Origin of the sequence: Agromyces cerinus subsp. cerinus, from assembly GCF_900142065.1 — a bacterium.
GTDB classification, from domain to species: domain Bacteria; phylum Actinomycetota; class Actinomycetes; order Actinomycetales; family Microbacteriaceae; genus Agromyces; species Agromyces cerinus.
Map to the genome: position 1 here is coordinate 442308 of NZ_FSRJ01000001.1, position 16936 is coordinate 459243.

The 16936-nt window shown below is 70.5% G+C and carries 11 protein-coding genes and 1 tRNA gene; 10 read left to right on the forward strand and 2 right to left on the reverse strand.

The genetic code is table 11. The features are described from left to right. Positions 1 to 147 precede the first annotated feature (147 nt). Positions 148 to 1617 (forward strand): serine hydrolase domain-containing protein, encoded by a 1470-nt coding sequence (locus tag BUR99_RS01935; protein ID WP_074258681.1) that lies wholly within the window; start codon positions 148 to 150, stop codon positions 1615 to 1617. A 15-nt stretch (positions 1618 to 1632) separates the two neighbouring features. Here the strand turns inward: BUR99_RS01935 and BUR99_RS01940 are convergent, their stop codons facing one another. After that, positions 1633 to 2268 (reverse strand): MBL fold metallo-hydrolase, encoded by a 636-nt coding sequence (locus tag BUR99_RS01940; RefSeq protein WP_074258682.1) that lies wholly within the window; start codon positions 2266 to 2268, stop codon positions 1633 to 1635. 61 nt (positions 2269 to 2329) lie between these two features. On the opposite strand from BUR99_RS01940, the gene BUR99_RS01945 reads away from it, so the two are divergent. Then, complete coding sequence (locus BUR99_RS01945) at positions 2330 to 3232, forward strand: diacylglycerol/lipid kinase family protein (RefSeq protein ID WP_074259420.1); 903 nt, start codon at positions 2330 to 2332, stop codon at positions 3230 to 3232. Between the two features lie 113 nt (positions 3233 to 3345). Then, positions 3346 to 3418, forward strand: a tRNA-Glu gene (locus BUR99_RS01950). A 147-nt stretch (positions 3419 to 3565) separates the two neighbouring features. On the opposite strand, the gene BUR99_RS01955 is transcribed toward BUR99_RS01950, so the two are convergent. Continuing rightward, a complete protein-coding gene (locus tag BUR99_RS01955) occupies positions 3566 to 4261 on the reverse strand; it encodes a TIGR00645 family protein (RefSeq protein WP_084183529.1) in 696 nt (231 codons plus the stop codon). 255 nt (positions 4262 to 4516) lie between these two features. On the opposite strand from BUR99_RS01955, the gene BUR99_RS01960 reads away from it, so the two are divergent. The 7 genes from BUR99_RS01960 to BUR99_RS01990 all read left to right on the forward strand — a co-directional run bounded on the left by BUR99_RS01960 (position 4517) and on the right by BUR99_RS01990 (position 16882). Continuing rightward, the gene (locus BUR99_RS01960) at positions 4517 to 5554 is read left to right on the forward strand and encodes a TerC family protein (protein WP_074258683.1); all 1038 of its coding nucleotides are present in this window, start codon (positions 4517 to 4519) and stop codon (positions 5552 to 5554) included. 104 nt (positions 5555 to 5658) lie between these two features. Then, the gene (locus tag BUR99_RS01965; RefSeq protein ID WP_074258684.1) at positions 5659 to 6918 is read left to right on the forward strand and encodes an MFS transporter; all 1260 of its coding nucleotides are present in this window, start codon (positions 5659 to 5661) and stop codon (positions 6916 to 6918) included. Between the two features lie 195 nt (positions 6919 to 7113). Further along, a complete protein-coding gene (locus BUR99_RS01970; protein ID WP_234980711.1) occupies positions 7114 to 8007 on the forward strand; it encodes a PP2C family protein-serine/threonine phosphatase in 894 nt (297 codons plus the stop codon). Continuing rightward, positions 7988 to 9229: an FHA domain-containing protein gene (locus tag BUR99_RS01975; RefSeq protein WP_074258685.1), complete on the forward strand. Its 1242-nt coding sequence runs from the start codon at positions 7988 to 7990 to the stop codon at positions 9227 to 9229. The genes BUR99_RS01970 and BUR99_RS01975 overlap by 20 nt, the downstream gene beginning before the upstream one ends. After that, complete coding sequence (locus BUR99_RS01980; protein WP_074258686.1) at positions 9229 to 10971, forward strand: serine/threonine-protein kinase; 1743 nt, start codon at positions 9229 to 9231, stop codon at positions 10969 to 10971. Before BUR99_RS01975 ends, BUR99_RS01980 begins: the two co-directional genes overlap by 1 nt. Next, positions 10968 to 11660, forward strand: a complete 693-nt coding sequence (locus BUR99_RS01985; protein WP_200802650.1) for a hypothetical protein — start codon at positions 10968 to 10970, stop codon at positions 11658 to 11660. The genes BUR99_RS01980 and BUR99_RS01985 overlap by 4 nt, the downstream gene beginning before the upstream one ends. Next, positions 11657 to 16882 (forward strand): Ig-like domain-containing protein, encoded by a 5226-nt coding sequence (locus BUR99_RS01990; RefSeq protein WP_074258688.1) that lies wholly within the window; start codon positions 11657 to 11659, stop codon positions 16880 to 16882. The genes BUR99_RS01985 and BUR99_RS01990 overlap by 4 nt, the downstream gene beginning before the upstream one ends. The last annotated feature ends 54 nt before the right edge of the window (positions 16883 to 16936 follow it).

Consider the following 16936-nt stretch of genomic DNA (forward strand, 5'->3'; position numbering starts at 1 on the left):
CAAGTTGTGTGCGAATCGCCAACGATTGCGCACCGAAGACCATGCCCCGTTGTCGGAGAGCGACAGGCGCCCGCCACGATCTCGTGCGAATCCTCCGACTTGTACGCTGGTTGCGGCCCCCGACCGGGGGCCGCATGAGGGAGTGCAATGACCGTCGCAACCGACACCCTGCAGGCCGTCGAGGCCGTCTTCGCCGAGCGCATCGAGGCCGCAACGGCACTGGGCGGGAGCTGGGCCCTGTTCGATCGCGACGGCGTCGTCGCGAGCGGCGGTGCCGGCATCGCGTCGCTGGACCCTGCGCGCCCTGCACCCGGCCCCGACACGCTGTTCCGCATCGCGAGCTGCACGAAGAGCTTCACCGCGGCGGCACTGCTCCTCCTGCGCGATCGCGGCCTGCTCGACCTCGACGCCACGGCGCGTTCGTTCGTGCCAGAGTTCGTGCCGGAGATTCCGGGCGACCTCGAGGTCGATCCGACCGTGCGCATGCTCATGACCATGTCGGGCGGCCTGCCGACCGACGACCCGTGGGCTGATCGCGAGGAGTCGATGACGCGCGAGGAGTTCAGCGCCACGCTGGCCGCCGGCATCCGCTGCGCCTCGGTTCCAGGCACCGGGTTCGAGTACTCGAACCTGGGCTACGCCGTGCTCGGCCAGATCATCGAGCGGGTGTCGGGCGTCGCGTTCACCGACTTCGTGACGCACGAGTTCATCGAGCCGCTCGGCCTCGACATGCGCTTCGAGCTGTCCGCCGAGGAGGCGGTTCCGTACGCGACGGGTCACCGCCGGGTCGAGGGCAACGGATGGCTCGCGCTCCCGTTCACCGGCCCCGGGGTCTTCTCCGCGATCGGCGGACTCTTCGCCTCTGTGACGAGTCTCGCGGCCTGGGGGAGCTGGCTGGCCGAGGCGTCGACGGGCGCCGAGCGCGGGCCGCTCAGCGCGGCGAGCCGGCGGGAGATGCAGCAGCTCATGCGCGTCGCCCCGAAGCGTCACACCCCTCCGGCGCTGCCCGGAGCGCCGACGCCGCCGTCGCCGGTGGTGTACGGCTACGGGTTCGGCCTCTTCGTGGAGTTCGACGACCGGTTCGGCGCGATCGTCTCGCATTCGGGCGGATACCCGGGCTTCAGCGCGCACATGCGCTGGCACGCGGCATCCGGCCTGGGCGTCGTGGCATTCGAGAACGCGACGTACGCGCGGGTCTCCCAGGGGGCCGAGCTCGCGCTCGCGATCGTGCTCGACGCCGCCGACCGCGTAGCGCCCGTGTCGCCGTCACCGGCGCCATGGCCCGCGACGCTCGAGGCATCCGTCGCCCTCAGCGGGCTCGTGAACGACTGGTCGGATGTCGCGGCGTCGGCCGTGCTCGCGACGAACGTCGGCCTCGACGTGCCGTACGACGAGCGTCGGGCCACGATCGAGGCGGCATGGGCCGCCGTCGGCGGGCGCACGGCGGCCAGCCGGACGCCGGTCGACGCCGAGTGCGATTCGCCCGACCACCTCGTCTGGTTCCTCCCCGGCGCCACGGGCAGGCTTCGCGTCGAGGTGCGGATGACGCCGCTCGCCGAACCGCTCGCGCAGACGTTCCTCGTGAAGGTCGAGAGCCCCGAGCCATCCGTGGCCTGATCGGATCCCGCCGCGTCAGAAGTCGAGCGTGTCGCCCGGCTCGAGCGGCAGGTACTCGCCGCCGCCCTGTTCCGTCGCCCACGCGAGACGGGCGTTCGAGAGCGCCTTGCCCGCCCGGGAGAGCACCATCTCGTGGGTCGGGAACGCGCGTCGGGGCGCGACCTCGACGACGTAGTCCATGGCCTCGCTGATCTTCATCCAGGGCGCGCCAGCTGGCGCCGCGAGCACATCGACGGGCACGCCCGGCACCGTGAACGAGTCTCCGCCGTAGTAGAGCGCGTCGTTCACGAGCACGCCGAGGTTGTCGATCACGGGGATCGAGGGGTGGATCACGGCGTGCCGGCCGCCGAAGAACCGCAAGCGGAACGGGCCGACCTCGACGGCGTCGCCCGCCTCGACCGTCTCGACCGGGAAGCCGGTCGCGGCGGCGGCGACCCCGGCCGGCCCGAAGAAGCGCACATCGGGGTTCGCCTCGGCGATGCGGGTCAGCTGCTCGGGAGTCCAGTGATCGTCGTGCCGGTGCGTGATGACGACCGCCATGGCGCCCGCCGACTCGGTGATGGGCGTCGTGAACTTGCCGGGGTCGATGTAGAGCTTGTCGCCCGAGTCCTCGATGACGAGTGCAGCGTGTTCGAGCTTCGTGAGGCGCATGCTCCGAGCCAACACCTTGGCGTCGTCGCCGCGCAAGGCCGCGGCCTGTCAGAATCGCACCATGTCCAGCGCCCCACGGCGACTCCTCGTCGCGATCAACCCCGCAGCCTCGTTCGGGCGCAATCGTGCGGTCGGGCAGTCGGTGGCCGACCGGCTCGCGCACGAGGGGCACGAGGTCACGGTGCTCCGCGAGGACAACTTCGAACTCCTGCGGCGCGCGACCGAATCGGCGTTCGCGCTCGGCACTGACGGGCTGGTCGTCGTCGGCGGCGACGGGATGGTCTCGCTCGGGGTGAACCTGCTCGCGGGCACCGGCGTGCCGCTCGGCATCGTCGCCGCGGGCACGGGCAACGACCTGGCGCGCGGCCTGGGCCTGCCCTTCGACGATCCGGCCGCGGCGATCGAGGCGCTCGTCGGGGCGCTCGGCCGGCCGCCGAAACTCATCGACGCGGGCCTCATCCGGCATGGCGAACTTCGCACCTGGTTCGCGTCCGTCGTGTCGACGGGCTTCGACGCCGTCGTCAACGAACGCGCGAACGGCATGACCCGCCCCAAGGGTCCGAGCCGCTACACGCTCGCGATGGTGCGCGAGCTCGTCACCTTCCGCCCTCGCAGCTACGCGATCACCATCGACGGCGTGCGGCGCGAGCAGCGGGCCATGCTCGTCTCGGTGGCCAATAACTCGTCGATCGGCGGCGGCATGCGCATCGTGCCGCACGCGGATCTCTCCGACGGGTCGCTCGACGTCTTCATCGTGCACCCCATCTCGAGAGCCCGGCTCGTCGCCGTCTTCCCCAAGGTGTTCGCGGGGCGTCACACCGACCATCCCGCGGTGGAGTTCCTCACCGGTCGGGAGGTGCGCATCGAGGCCGACGACATCGTCGCCTACGCCGATGGCGAGCGCATCGGCCAGTTGCCGATCGATGTCGAGATCGTCCCCGGCGCGCTCGCCGTGTTCGTCTGACTTCGACGCGAGCTGGTGCGCGCGATCGGGTGAGGGCGGGGGAACGGATGCTGCGGCGGCCTCGATTTTGCAGCGGCCCCGAAGCTGTGTCATACTCTTCAAGTTGTCGATTCGGCCCCATCGTTTAGCGGCCTAGGACACCGCCCTCTCACGGCGGCAGCGCGGGTTCAAATCCCGCTGGGGTCACGTATGTGACATGCGACAACACAAGTGGAAAAGCCCTCGCGTTTCGCGAGGGCTTTTCTGCGTTTCGGGGCACGAACGGTCAGCGGCGCGCCCGGGGCGATGAACGTCGGGGCGCGGCATCCGATGGATGCCGCGCCCGACGTCGTGTCAGTGGCGAGCGCCGGTCTCGACGGGCGCAGGTGCGTCCGGGCCGACCGAACCCGCCGGGGCGACGGGATAGGCGACGGGGATGCCGTCGTGCACCTCGTGCGGGGCGACCTTGTGGTACGACATGCGGTCGATGAGTGCGAGCGCGAGCGCCGACAGGATGAAGACGGAGTGGATGATGACCTGCCACATCACGCCCTCCCACGTGTAGTCCTGCCCGGTCTCGGTTCCCTTGGCGACGCCGTCGGTCATGTCGCCGACCTCGATGAAGGTCTTGAGCAGGTGGATCGACGAGATGCCGATGATGGCCATCGCGAGCTTGACCTTCAGCACGTTGGCGTTGACGTGGCTGAGCCACTCGGGCTGGTCGGGGTGGCCGTCGACGTTGATGCGCGAGACGAACGTCTCGTAGCCGCCGATGATGACCATGATGAGCAGGTTCGCGATCATCACGACGTCGATGAGGCCGAGCACGGCGAGCATGATGTCCGCCTCGTCGATCTTCTCGGGATGTGCGATGACGCCCTCGGCGAGGTGCCAGAGTTCGACCATGAAGACGACGACGTAGATCGTCTGGGCGACGATGAGCCCGAGGTACAGCGGCGCCTGCAACCAGCGGCTCGCGAAGATCGCGTAGCCGACGAGGGCGGAGCCCGGGGTCGGGCGGTACTGGCGGGCGGGGGGTGTCGAGCTCACAGGCACTCTCCTTCTGGTGGGAGCACGAGTCTACGGGCGCGGGGCGACCCGGAACCGTGAGCGTCGGCGGCCGAGCGGGTGCGCCGTTCGACTAGACTCGCGAGAGCGAAGGGGAGTATCCCGCGGGGCCACGGCCTCGACCCACGATCGTCAGTACGAGCGCCGTCGCAGCCGCTCCGGGCGTGGGACCTGCGAATCTGCAGGGGGAGAGACTTTCGGATTCCGTCGTCCCCGCAAACTCCGAAAGGCATCACGTTGCTCGAACTCCCCATCTGGTTCGAAGTCGGATCCCTCGTCGTCCTGACGTTGATCCTCATCGCCGACCTCCTGCTCGTCTTGAAGCGGCCGCACGTGCCGTCGATCAAGGAGTCGACCCTCTGGGTCGTCTTCTACGTCGTGCTCGCGCTGATCTTCGCCGGGCTCATGTACTTCTTCGCCGGCGGCGAGTTCGCCGGGCAGTTCCTCGCCGGCTGGCTGACGGAGTACAGCCTCTCGATCGACAACCTCTTCGTGTTCGTCATCATCATGGCGAAGTTCGCAGTGCCGAGAAAGCTGCAGCAGGAGGTGCTCATGGTGGGCATCATCATCGCGCTCGTGCTGCGCGGCATCTTCATCCTGCTCGGCGCCTCGCTCATCGAGAACTTCTCGTGGATCTTCTACATCTTCGGCGCCTGGCTCGTGTGGACCGCGATCCAGCAGGTGCGCGGCGACCACGACGAGGAGGAGAAGGACACCTTCATCGTGCGGATCCTCCGCCGCCGGGTCTCGATCACCGACGAGTACGACGGAGTGAAGCTCCGCACCGTCATCGACGGCAAGCGCTTCTTCACGCCGATGCTCATCGTCTTCATCGCGATCGGCACGACCGACCTGCTCTTCGCCCTCGACTCGATTCCGGCGATCTTCGGCATCACGCAGAGTCCGTTCATCGTGTTCACCGCGAACGTGTTCGCACTCATGGGCCTGCGCCAGCTGTACTTCCTGCTCGGCGGCCTCCTCGAGCGCCTCGAGTACCTCAAGTACGGCATCGCCTTCATCCTCGCGTTCATCGGCGTCAAGCTCGTGTTCCACGCCATGCACGTCAACGAGCTGCCCTTCATCAACGGCGGCGAGCCCATCGAGTGGGCGCCCGAGATCTCCACCTGGATGTCGCTCGGCGTGATCCTCGCGGCGATGGCCGTCGCCACGGTCGCGAGCCTCGTGAAGGCCCGTCACGATGCGAAGTCGCGGGGGCACAAGCTCATGGACGAGGTGCCGCACTTCACCGAGGACTCGCACACCGACGGTCGCTGAGTCCCGGGCGCCACCGCCCGGCCGGGCGGTGGCGCGCGGGTGCACTCCATCTTTTGAAGTGGGACGATTGACTCGGACGGTCGTCCCACTTCATACTTCGTTGCATGGTCAACGTCGACCGGGCGAACGAGCCCGACCCCCTGAACGCGCCCGCCGAACCTGCCGGCCCCGTGCCGTCGCGGGTCTCGATCGGATGGCTCCTCCGCTTCGCACTCGCATGGTTCGGCCTCTGGCTCCTCGTCATGCTGCCCGGGCAGTTCATGATGGCCAAGCTCGCGGAGTTCGTCGCCCCTGAAGACAAGGTCGCGCTCACCGCGTTCCTCATCGGCGAGTCCTCCGTCGTGATCCTCGTCTCGGTGCCCGTGTTCGGCATCCTGAGCGACCGCACGCGCCTGCCCGGCTGGCGCCGCCGGGCCTGGATCCTCGGCGGATTCCTCCTCGGCGGCGTCTCGTTCGCGCTCGTGGGGATCCAGCGGGACCCGATCGCGATCGCCGTGCTCATCGCGTTGGTCGCGCTGGGATACGCGGCCGTGCTCGTGGCGCTCTCCGCCGTGATCGCCGACCAGGTGCCGCGCTTCCAGCGCGGTCGCGCCTCGGCGGCGATGGGCGTGCCGCAGGTGCTCGCCCTCGCGATCGGAATGGTGATCGTCACGATGCTCGTGCCCGACGTCGGCGGCAGTTGGGCGATCATCGGCGTGCTCGCGCTCGCCTGCGCGGTGCCGTTCCTGCTCGGCTCGCGCGACCCCCTGCCGCCGGTGGATGCCGCGCCGAAGCGCTTCGCGGCCGCACTGCGGTTCCCGCCGCTCGGACCGAACCACGACTACTACTGGACCATGTCCTCGCGCGTGCTCGTGAACGCCGGCAACATGGTGGGCACGGCCTACCTGCTCTTCTTCCTCTCCGATGTGCTGAAGGTCGACGATCCCGACACCGGCATGCTCGTGCTGATCCTCGTCTACCTGGTCGCCTGCGGTCTCGCCGGGTGGCTCGGCGGCCTGCTCTCCGATCGACTCCGCGCCCGGCGCATCTTCGTGCTCGTCGCCGCGGCGTTGCAGGCGGCGGCGGCGCTGCTGCTCGCGATCGTGCCGACCTGGGATGCGTCGATCGTCGCCGCCGTGCTCCTCGGCCTCGGCTACGGCGTCTTCCTCTCCGTCGACCAGGCGCTCGTCACCGACGTGCTGCCGGACCGCACGAATCGGGCCCGCGACCTCGGCCTCATCAACGCGGCGCAGAACCTGCCGATCGCACCGCTCGTCGCCTGGCTCGTGCTGAGCTTCGCCGGTTATCGCGAGCTCTACGTCGTCGCCGCGGCGATCATGCTGCTCGGCGGCATCCTGATCTACCGCGTGCGGAGCGTCCGATGAAGCCTGCACCGCGGGTGGGGCCGCTCGAGCCCTTCGGCCACGCTCGACGGGGAAGTGCCGGCGCGGTCTGAGGCCGTCATGCGACCGCCGGTTCCACAGGCGTCATCGAGACGGCCGCGGACTTGCTAGCGTGGAGGCTCGGCGCCAGATGCATCGCTGCGGCTGCCGACCTTCCCGCTCGATCCGAGGAGAACCGTGTCAGGTGATGGCGAGGGCGTCGTCGCCCTGACCCGCGGGGCTGCGCTCATCGCGCACAGCGCGCGAACCGATGTCGGTCGTGTCCGCAGCGTCAACGAGGATTCCTTCCTCGCCGAGGCGCCGATCTATCTCGTGGCCGATGGCATGGGCGGGCACGCTCGCGGCGACGCGGCGAGCCGGGCCGTCATCGAGACGTTCTCCCGGCACCTGGAGTTCGGTGTGCCCTCGTCGCCCGAGCAGGTCCTCGACGCGATCCACAGCTCGAACGATGCCGTTCGCGCGCTGAGCGAAGCGGGCGAAGAGGGCACCGCGGTCGCGGGCACGACGCTGTCGGGCGTCGCCCTCGTCGATGCCGGCGACGGCGCCGGCTTCCACTGGATGGTCTTCAACATCGGCGATTCGCGGGTGTACGCCTGGGACGGCCGCACCCTCGACCAGTTGAGCGTCGACCACTCGGCGGTGCAGGAGCTCGTCGACGCCGGACTGATCCAGCCCGAAGACGCCGAACGGCACCCCGAACGCAACGTCATCACGCGCGCGCTCGGCGCCGACGAGTTCGTCGACCCCGACGTCTGGCTGATCCCCGCCGCCGGGCGGCAGGTGTTCCTGGTCTGCAGCGACGGCCTCTCGAAGGAGGTCGACGATCGCACGATCGCGCACATCCTCGCGGGCGACGCGGGGCACGCGGCGGGGCTCGCCGGCGAGCTCGTCGACACCGCGCTGCAGCACGGCGGTCGCGACAACGTGACGGCGATCGTCGTCGAGTCCGTGCTCGGGGCCGACGACGACGATGACGAGACGACGCGCGATCGGCGCGGGAGGCTGTCGAGAGCGGTCGAAGAGACACGGCCGCGCACTGGGGGAGGCGGAGATGGCGACGTACCGGCATGATTCCGAGGCGGCGTGGTTCGCCGCGGTTCGCGGCGGTGTGATCCTCGTCGTTCGCGCCGACGCCACCGACCGGCTCACCGCGCTCTGGCCCGAGCTCGGCACCGGCGACCCGACGTCCCTGGTGCTCGACCGGCTCACCGCGCAGGGACTCGCCGCCACGCCCCCGTTCGCCCTCGTCGTGCGCGACGAGGCGGCCGGCACGGCGCGGGTCGTCGTGCGCGGCCCCATCAGCGTGCGCTCCGCCGCCGATGAGATCCACGACGCGGGCGTGTCGACCTGGGTCGAGCGCGTGCTCGACGGCTCCGCCATGATCGAGATCGTCGTCGACGGCGCTGCGGATGCCTCTGCGCCGCCGCTGCCCGTCGTCGAAGGCGTGGTGCCGCTGCGCTCGATCGTCTCCGAGTGCGTCGAACCGGTCGCGCCCGAACCCCGGCCGGGTGCGGCGGCGGCCATCGCCGCCGTTTCGGCCCCTGCGCCCGCCTCGCCGGTTGCTCCTGCTGCCGCACCGGTCGCCGCGCCCGAACCGGTCGCCGCGCCCGAGCCGGTCGCCGCGCCCGAACCGGCGCCGCCGCTCGTGCGGGCACCCGCCCCGGTACCGGTACCGGTACCGCCACCCGCGCCGCCCGCCCGCGTCACCGCGCCGGTCGAGCTCACGATGGTGCCGGTGCCCGACGAGGAGACGATCGCGGGTTCCTCCTCCGCCTTCGCCGGCGGACTGCCCGCAGGGCCGCCGTCCGTCGTCGTCGCAGCGGAATCCGTCGACGGCGACCACGACGGCATGACCGTCGCGAGCATCGACATCCGGCGGCTCCGCGAGGAGCGCGCGGCGCGCGGGGCGGTGGCGACACCGGCCGGGGGAGCGCCGGCGGCGCCGGCCGCTGCGGCTCAGGCCAGCATCCGGATGCCCGACGGCACCCTCGAATCGATCGGCCACGAGGTCGTACTCGGGCGAGCCCCGAGCGTGAGCAAGGTGTCCGGCGGTCGCATCCCGAGACTCATCACGATCGGACTCGGCGACCCCGACATCTCGCGCAGCCACGTGCGACTCGCCCTCGAGGGCGACACCGTCGTCATCACCGACCTGCACTCGCGGAACGGCACCCACGTCGTGGCGCCCGGCAAGGCCCCCGTGAAGCTGCGATCGGGCGAGCCGACCCCCGTGCTCACCGGCACCGTCGTCGACCTCGGCGGCGGATGGACCATCCAAGTGGTGGGCGGCTGATGCGTCGCGCCCCGTCCACACCGCCGGAGCTGCCCGGCTACGCCGCGCACGGGCTGCTCGGGTCGGGCGGGTTCGCCGACGTCTTCCTCTACGAGCAGAAGCTGCCGCGACGCAAGGTCGCGGTCAAGGTGCTGCTCGCCGAGGGTCTCGGCCGCGACACCAAGGCGCAGTTCGTCGCCGAGGCGAACCTGATGGCGCAGCTGTCGGCGCATCCGTTCATCGTCACCATCTTCCATGCCGACGTCTCGGCCGACGGCCGTCCGTACTTCGTCATGGAGTACTGCTCCGGACCGAGCCTCGCCGAACGGTACAAGCGGCAGCCGCTGTCGATCGAAGACGCGCTGCGCACGGGCGTGCGCCTTGCCGGCGCGATCGCAACGGCCCACGCGGCAGGCATCCTGCACCGCGACATCAAGCCGGCGAACGTGCTCACGAACGACTACGGATGGCCGGCGCTCACCGACTTCGGAATCTCCTCCAACCTCGAGGGCGAACTGCCCGTGCACACCGTGACGGCGAGCGATCTCGCCTCCGGCACCGCTTCCGGCCCCTCCGCGGTCGGCATGAGCGTGCCGTGGTCGCCTCCCGAGATGTTCGAGGACGATCCGCGCCCCGACACCCGCAGCGATGTGTTCTCACTCGCGGCGACCGTGCACACGCTGATCGCAGGGCGCACCCCGTTCGAGATCCCCGGGCGCTCGAACGGCTCGCTCGACCTCATCGGCCGCATCGAGCGCGGGGCGATCACGCCGATGGACCGCGCCGACGTGCCGCGCAGCCTCGTCGCCGTGCTCGCCAAGGGCATGGCCAGTCGGCGCGACGATCGCTACCCGAGCGCCGTCGAGTTCGCCAGGGCGCTGCAGCGCGTCGAACTCGAACTCGGCTACGCCGCCACGAACATCGAGGTGCCGAACCTCGCGAGCGCGCGGGAGGAGGCCGAGCCCGACGACGCCGATGCGACGCGGGCCCGTTCCGTGCGCACGGTCGACGCGCAGGCGCCGCGGACTCCGTCGAGTGACGAGGACGCCACGCGGGCGCGCTCGCCGCAGCAGATCCAGGCGCAGGCTCCCGTGGCATCGGCGTCGACCGTCGGCGCGGTCGTCGACGACGGCACCGTCGTGCGTCGCCCTCGAGTCGCCGAATCGCCCGATGCGACGATCGTGCGGCCCGCCGGCACCATCGGCTCGCCGTCCTCGCCGTTCTCGCCGTCCTCGCCGTTCTCGCAGGCGACGACCGCGCCTGAGTCGACGATCGTGCGGCCTGCCGGTCCTGGTGGCCCCGGCGGCCCGGTCGGGACATCCGGCTCATCGCCCGGGGCATCCGCTTCGCCGCGCCGCAGCCGGGTCGGACCCATCGTCGGCATCGTCGCCGGGCTCGTCGTCGCCGCTGTGATCGGCGTCGCGATCGCGATGTCCGGTTCCGTGGCCGGCTCGCCCGTCGTCGCGACCGACAAGCCAGAAGGCGAGAACGCCGTCATCGGGCAGACCATTCCGGCTCCTGTGGTCTCCACCGGGGTCGCGAGCGCCGATGGCTCCAGCGTCACGTTCGAGGTGTCGCACGCCGACCCCGAGCAGGGCGACCGCTACCGCTGGAAGCTGTCCGACGGCTCGGGCGACCCGCAGGTTTCCACGGACTCGACGATCACCGTCGAGGGCACCTCCTCCGGAATCCGAACCTGCATCGAGGTGCAGGTGCAGCGAGGCAGCAAGGTGTCCGAGGCGGCGACCGGGTGCACGCCATGAGACCGCTTCGCGTGGAGTACTGCGGTGAGACCTACACCGTCGAGGACGGAGCGCCCTTCACGATCGGTCGCGAGTCGGATCTGACGATCGACGACAACCCGTACCTGCATCGCACGTTCCTCACCCTGTCGGCGGAGTACGGGCTCTGGTGGCTCTCGAACGTCGGCCAGATCCTCTCGGCCACGATCTCCGACGCCACGGGCAGCGTGCAGGCGTGGCTCGCGCCGGGCGCGAAGCTGCCGCTCGTGTTCCAGACCGTGCACGTGATGTTCAGCGCCGGCGCGACGACCTACGACTTCACGGTGCACGCCGAAGAGGACTTCTACAACACGTCGCTGACCGCGGCGCCCACCGACGGCGGCACGACCATCCTGCCCGTGACGCTCACCTCGAGCCAGCGGCTGCTCGTGGTCTCGTTGGCCGAGAACGTCCTGTCGCAGCCGGCGGGCGGGCGGGCGCTCGTCCCCAGTTCGGCCGAGGCCGCAGCCCGCCTGGGCTGGAGCATGACGACGTTCAACCGCAAGCTCGACAACGTCTGCGAGAAGCTCGACCGCATCGGCGTCGACGGGCTGCGCGGCGGTCGCGGCAAGCTCGCGACGAACCGTCGCGCGCGGCTCGTGGAGTATGCCGTCGCGACGCGCCTCGTGAGCATCGACGACCTCCCCCTGCTCGACGCGGCCCAAGAGTGAGCCCGATCGCCTGGCTGCGGGCTCGCAAGGGGCTCGCTTCGGGCGTGGTGCTGTCGCTGATGGCGGTCGGCGGTGTCACGGTCGCGGTCGTGCATCGCGGGTTCCCCGTGACCGATCCCGACCTGCGAGCGCGCGAGGTGTGGGTCACCAACGGCGAGGAACTGCTCGCCGGTCGGCTCAACCGCCAGATCGAAGAACTCGATGCGTCCGTCGCGACGCAGTCGAACGGCGCCGACGTGCTCCAGGACGGGGCGGACGTCTTCCTCTACGATCGCGACGCAGGGTCGATCGAGCGGATCGACCCCGCCTTCACCACCCTGACGCAGCGCGTCGAGGTGCCGATCGGCTCCCGCGTGGCGTTCGGCGGCGACATGCTCGCCGTGCTGTCGCCGCGCGGCGAACTGTGGGCGATCCCCGCCGGCGGCGAACTCTCGTTCGACGCGGCAGGCACGAAGCCCGTGATCGAGGTCGGCGCCGACGCAGAGGTCGCGGTCGGCGCCGACGGCACGACCTTCGTGACCGAGCCGGGTGCGCACGTGCTGCACCGACTCGCCCCCGATGGGGCCGCACCGCTCACGACCGACCTGCCCGAGTTCGGAGCGCACCAGTTGGCCGCGGTGGGCGACCGCGCGGTCGTGCTCGACACCGACCGTGACGTGCTGCTCGTCGAGGGGCGCGAGATCGAGTTGCCCGGCGAGGCGCTGCGGTTGCAGCAGTCCGGGCCCGAGCACGACACGGCGTACGTCGCCGGCGCCGACGCGCTCCTCGCGGTGCCGCTCGACGGGGGGTCGGTGCGCGAGATCGACCTGGATGCCGCGGGGTCGGAGCCGGCCCGTTCGGCCGATGAGGTCGCCGCGCCGGTGTTCGTCGAGGGGTGCGTGCACGCGGCACGGGCGACATCGTCGTCGTACGTCGTGCAGTGCCGTGACGCCGAACCGGTCCGATCGCGCATCGTCCCTTCGACGGTCGGCGCCCGGCTCGAGTTCCGGGTGAACCGCGACGTGGTCGCGCTGAACGACCTGAACTCGGGCAACACCTGGCTCGTCGATGCGAACCTGCGCCTCGTGGACAACTGGGAGGAGGTCACGCCGCCCGAGGAATCCGATGAGCTGGAGGGCGACGAGAAGAGCGCCCAGCAGGTGTTCGAGGACACGCTCGCGGAGCGCACGGAGACCAACCGCCCGCCGACGGCGCGCGACGACGAGCTCGGGGTGCGACCCGATCGCACGACGCTGCTGGAGGTGCTCGAGAACGACACCGACCCCGACGGCGACGTGCTCACGATCAAATCGGTCTCCGATGTCGCGGCATCCCTCGGCCGACTCGAGACGATCGACGACGGTCGTGCGCTGCAGTTCACGCCGGCCGACGGCGCGGCCGGTACGGTCTCGTTCCGCTACTCCGTGGAAGACGGACGATCGGGCGCCGCCGAGGCGGCCGTGAACGTCCGGATCGTCCCGGTCGGCGAGAACGCGGCGCCGGCCGCCTCGCGGGAGGCGGCGGTCGCTGTGGAGCAGGGGCAGCAGATCAGCTACAACGTGCTGTCCGATTGGACGGATCCCGACGGCGACGACGTGTTCCTCGTGAACGCATCGCCGACCGGCGGCGACACGGTGCGGTTCAGCCCCGACGGATTCGTGACGTTCGAGCATCGGAGCGGCGAACTCGGGCTGAAGGAGGTCGCGTACACGGTCTCCGACGGGCAGACGTCCGCGTCCGGCACGTTGACCGTCGATGTGCAGGCCGTCGGGGCGCTGAACCCCGTGGGAACCCCCGACTTCGGGCAGGGCTTCGCCGGCGAGACCGTGCTCGTCGAACCGCTGCTGAACGACCTCAGCCCGTCGGGCGCTCCGCTCGCCCTGCTCGGCATCGATGAGATCCCGGACGGCCTCACCGCGACGCCAGATCTCGAACGGGGCACGATCGCGTTCTCCTCGCCCGAGCCCGGCGACTTCACCGTGCTGTACGACCTCGGCGCAGGGTCATCCGTCAGTGTCGGCCTCATTCGCGTGCGGATCGTCGATCAGCCCGAAGCCGACCCGCCGCCCATCGCCGTCGTCGACATCGCCTACCTCCGCCCGGGGGAGCCGACCACGGTGTCGGTTCTGGCGAACGACGTGTCCCCGTCGGGTCGTGTGCTGGCCGTGCAGTCCGTCGACTCGGCCGAGATCGACGATCTCGTGTCGGTCGAGGTGCTGACCAACACCGCCCTGCGCATCACCGCGGCCGAGGCGCTCGACCGGCAGTTGCAGCTGCGGTACACCGTTTCCGACGGCAGTGGATCGTCGAGTGCGACGGTCACCGTCGTTCCGGTGCCCCCGCTCGTGAAGCACCAGCCGCCGGTCGCGGTGGACGACGCGGCGAAGGTGCGCGCCGGCGACATCGCGACGGTGGACGTGCTCGGCAACGACTACCACCCGGATGCCGCTGCGATGCGGGTGCTGCCCGAACTCGCCTCGACCGAGCTCGGCGACGGCGTCGCTTTCGTCGATCGGTCCCGCGTGCGATTCCAGGCGCCGGAAGAGCCAGGCACCTACACGGCGGTCTACTCCGTCGTCGACGACTTCGAGCAGACCGCCCGCGCGAGCATCGCCTTCACCGTCGTCGCGCGCGACGACGAGGGGAACACCGGCCCGGCCCTGCCGCCGCTCACCTCGCGCACGTTCGCAGGGTCCGCCGTCACCGTCGACATCCCGCTCGACGGACTCGACCCCGACGGCGATTCGCTCGTCCTCACGGGCGTGCTCGGCGGGGCGGCGCTCGGCCGCGTCGTCGACCAGACGAGCACGTCGATCACGTACGAGGCGTTCGAGGGCTCGAGCGGCACCGACACGATCACCTACGAGGTGCACGACGCGCTCGGCGAGCGCGCGACCGGGTCGATCAGGATCGGCGTGATCCCGCCGCCCGAGACCTCGGCTCCGCCGAACGCCGTCGATGACACGATCGAGATGAAGCCGGGGCGTCGTGCGTCCGTCGAGGTGCTCCTGAACGATTCGGACCCGAGCGGACGAGCGCTCGGCGTCGTCGACCTCCCGCAGGTCGACGACGCCCTCGAGGCCGAGATCGACGATCGCCGGCGGGTGATCGTCACGGCGCCCGAACACGAAGGCGCGTTCACGCTGAGATACGAGGTCTCGAACGGGCACGGCGGCGCCGACACCGCATTCGTCCAGGTCGTCGTGAAGCACGACGCGACCGTGCTGCCCCCGACCGCGGCCGATCAGGTCGTCGAGCCGGTCGACGTCGTGGGCGTCGACACGGTGCGGGTGGACCCGTTGCGCGATGCCACGAACCCGGGCGGCCTCGTCGACGAGCTGGTCGTGCGACTCGAGGGGCCGAACGCCGGCCGGGCGACGGTCCTCGACGACGGCACCGTCGAGGTCCGGCCGAGCTCGCGCAGATTCGCCGTCGCGTTCCGGCTCACGAACGAGCTCGACGAGCTCGACGCGATGGCGTTCATCGTCGTTCCGGCCGCCGGCGAGGACGCGGCCGATCCGTACCTCGCCGATCTCGATCGGATCGTCGTGCCCATGAACGGGCGGATCTCCTGGCAGGTCTCCGACATCGTCGTGGCGCCGTCGGGTCGCCCGGTGCGATCGCTGAGTGCGACGAGCACGAACTGGGCGGAGTCGTCGTTCGTCGACGAGCAGACCCTGCAGTACGTGCCGAAGCGGGACTATCGCGGCGAGGCGTCGGTCACCTTCGAGGTCAGCGACCGGGCAGATGCGAAGTCCGGCGACCCGCGCAACGTCTTCCTCACGATTCCGGTCTTCGTCGGCGACCCCGAGTTCGCCGACACGCCGCCGGTCTTCACTCCGCGTTCCGAGACCATCGAGGCCGGCGAAGCGCCGCTCGCGATCGACCTCCGAGCATCGACCGATCACCCGAACCCGGCGATGCTCGAGCGCGTCGGCTATGCGAACCTCCGCGGCACGACGCCCGAGATCGAGGCGACCGTGGCCGGCGGCATCCTGACCGTCTCCGCTCCACTCGGCGTCCCGACGGGAACGGCGACGCGGCTCACGTTCGACGTGGTGCTCGGCGAGTTCACCGTGCCGGGCTACGTCGACGTCACCGTCGTCTCATCGACACGTGCGAAGCCCCAGGCGCTCGACGACGGGCCGTTCGAGATGGTCCGCAGCGACTCGCAGACGCTCGACGTGCTCGCCAACGACGTCAATCCGTTCCCGGGAACGGCGCTGCAGGTCGTCGCCGCCGAGATCGACCAGACGGATGTCGGTTCGAGCGCGTCGGTGACCCACACGTCGACGGGGATCACCGTGCAGACCGGCGCCTCGTTCACGGGGACCCTCAGCGTGATCTACCGCATCCAAGACGCGACGAAAGATCCGACCCGCCAGACCCAGGGCCGGGTCATGGTGACGGTTCGCGATCGGCCCGAGGTGCCGAAAGCGCCCGTGATCGTCTCGGAGCAGAACGGTTCGGTGAGCGTGCGCTGGTCGGCTCCGCCCGACAACAACTCGGCGATCTCGGGCTACCGGCTGTCGTGGAACGGCGGCAGCGCCGATTTCGCCGCCGATGCCGCAGGACTCGCGCACACGATCTCGGGTCTGGCGAACGGCACGGCGTATCGCTTCCAGGTCGAGGCCACCAACGGCATCGGCACCTCGGGTGCGTCGCCGACGAGCGCGTCGGGCACCCCGTTCGGCCTGCCGGGCGCGCCCGCGGGCGCGAACCTCGTGGCGTCGGCGTCCGGCGACGCGCGACTCTCGCTGAACTGGTCGCCGCCCGCAAACGACGGCGGACGCGGCATCTCGCGGTACGAGTGGACGTTCGAGGGCACCCCTGGCGGATCGGGCACCGCGACGGGCACCTCGGCGTCGGCGACCGGCTCGAACGGGTCGGGCTCCCGATACTTCGTGCAGGCGTGCAACGTCGCCGGATGCGGGCCGCGCACCATGTCGGGCACCGTGACGCCCACCGCGCCCTGGACTCCGGTCAACGGCACCACGGTGACCCAGAGCACCTGCCCCGAACCCGACGAGACCTACACGAACCCGCCGACGAACGCCGAGCGCGGGTGCACGATGAACCCCGCGGGCATGATCCCGGCGGGCACGGTCATCGACGCGGTGTGCCGCTCGCAGCGATGGGGCGAGAGCTACTTCTACATGGTCCAGGCGAGCGGCGTCTACAACGGATGGTTCGTGCTCGCCGCCCACACGAACCGCGGCGCGCGCACGGTGCCCGACTGTTGAGCAGCGGGGGTTCCGACCGGCGCCTCGCGCAGTGCGACGAGGGGAGTCCTGCCC

What these genes read in the sequence shown, in the direction of transcription:
- BUR99_RS01940 (WP_074258682.1), bottom strand. Translation starts at nt 2,268, where the DNA reads ATGCGCCTCACGAAGCTCGAACACGCTGCACTCGTCATCGAGGACTCG.
- BUR99_RS01945 (WP_074259420.1), top strand. Translation starts at nt 2,330, where the DNA reads ATGTCCAGCGCCCCACGGCGACTCCTCGTCGCGATCAACCCCGCAGCC.
- BUR99_RS01975 (WP_074258685.1), top strand. Translation starts at nt 7,988, where the DNA reads ATGGCGACGTACCGGCATGATTCCGAGGCGGCGTGGTTCGCCGCGGTT.
- BUR99_RS01985 (WP_200802650.1), top strand. Translation starts at nt 10,968, where the DNA reads ATGAGACCGCTTCGCGTGGAGTACTGCGGTGAGACCTACACCGTCGAG.
- BUR99_RS01965 (WP_074258684.1), top strand. Translation starts at nt 5,659, where the DNA reads ATGGTCAACGTCGACCGGGCGAACGAGCCCGACCCCCTGAACGCGCCC.
- BUR99_RS01980 (WP_074258686.1), top strand. Translation starts at nt 9,229, where the DNA reads ATGCGTCGCGCCCCGTCCACACCGCCGGAGCTGCCCGGCTACGCCGCG.
- BUR99_RS01935 (WP_074258681.1), top strand. Translation starts at nt 148, where the DNA reads ATGACCGTCGCAACCGACACCCTGCAGGCCGTCGAGGCCGTCTTCGCC.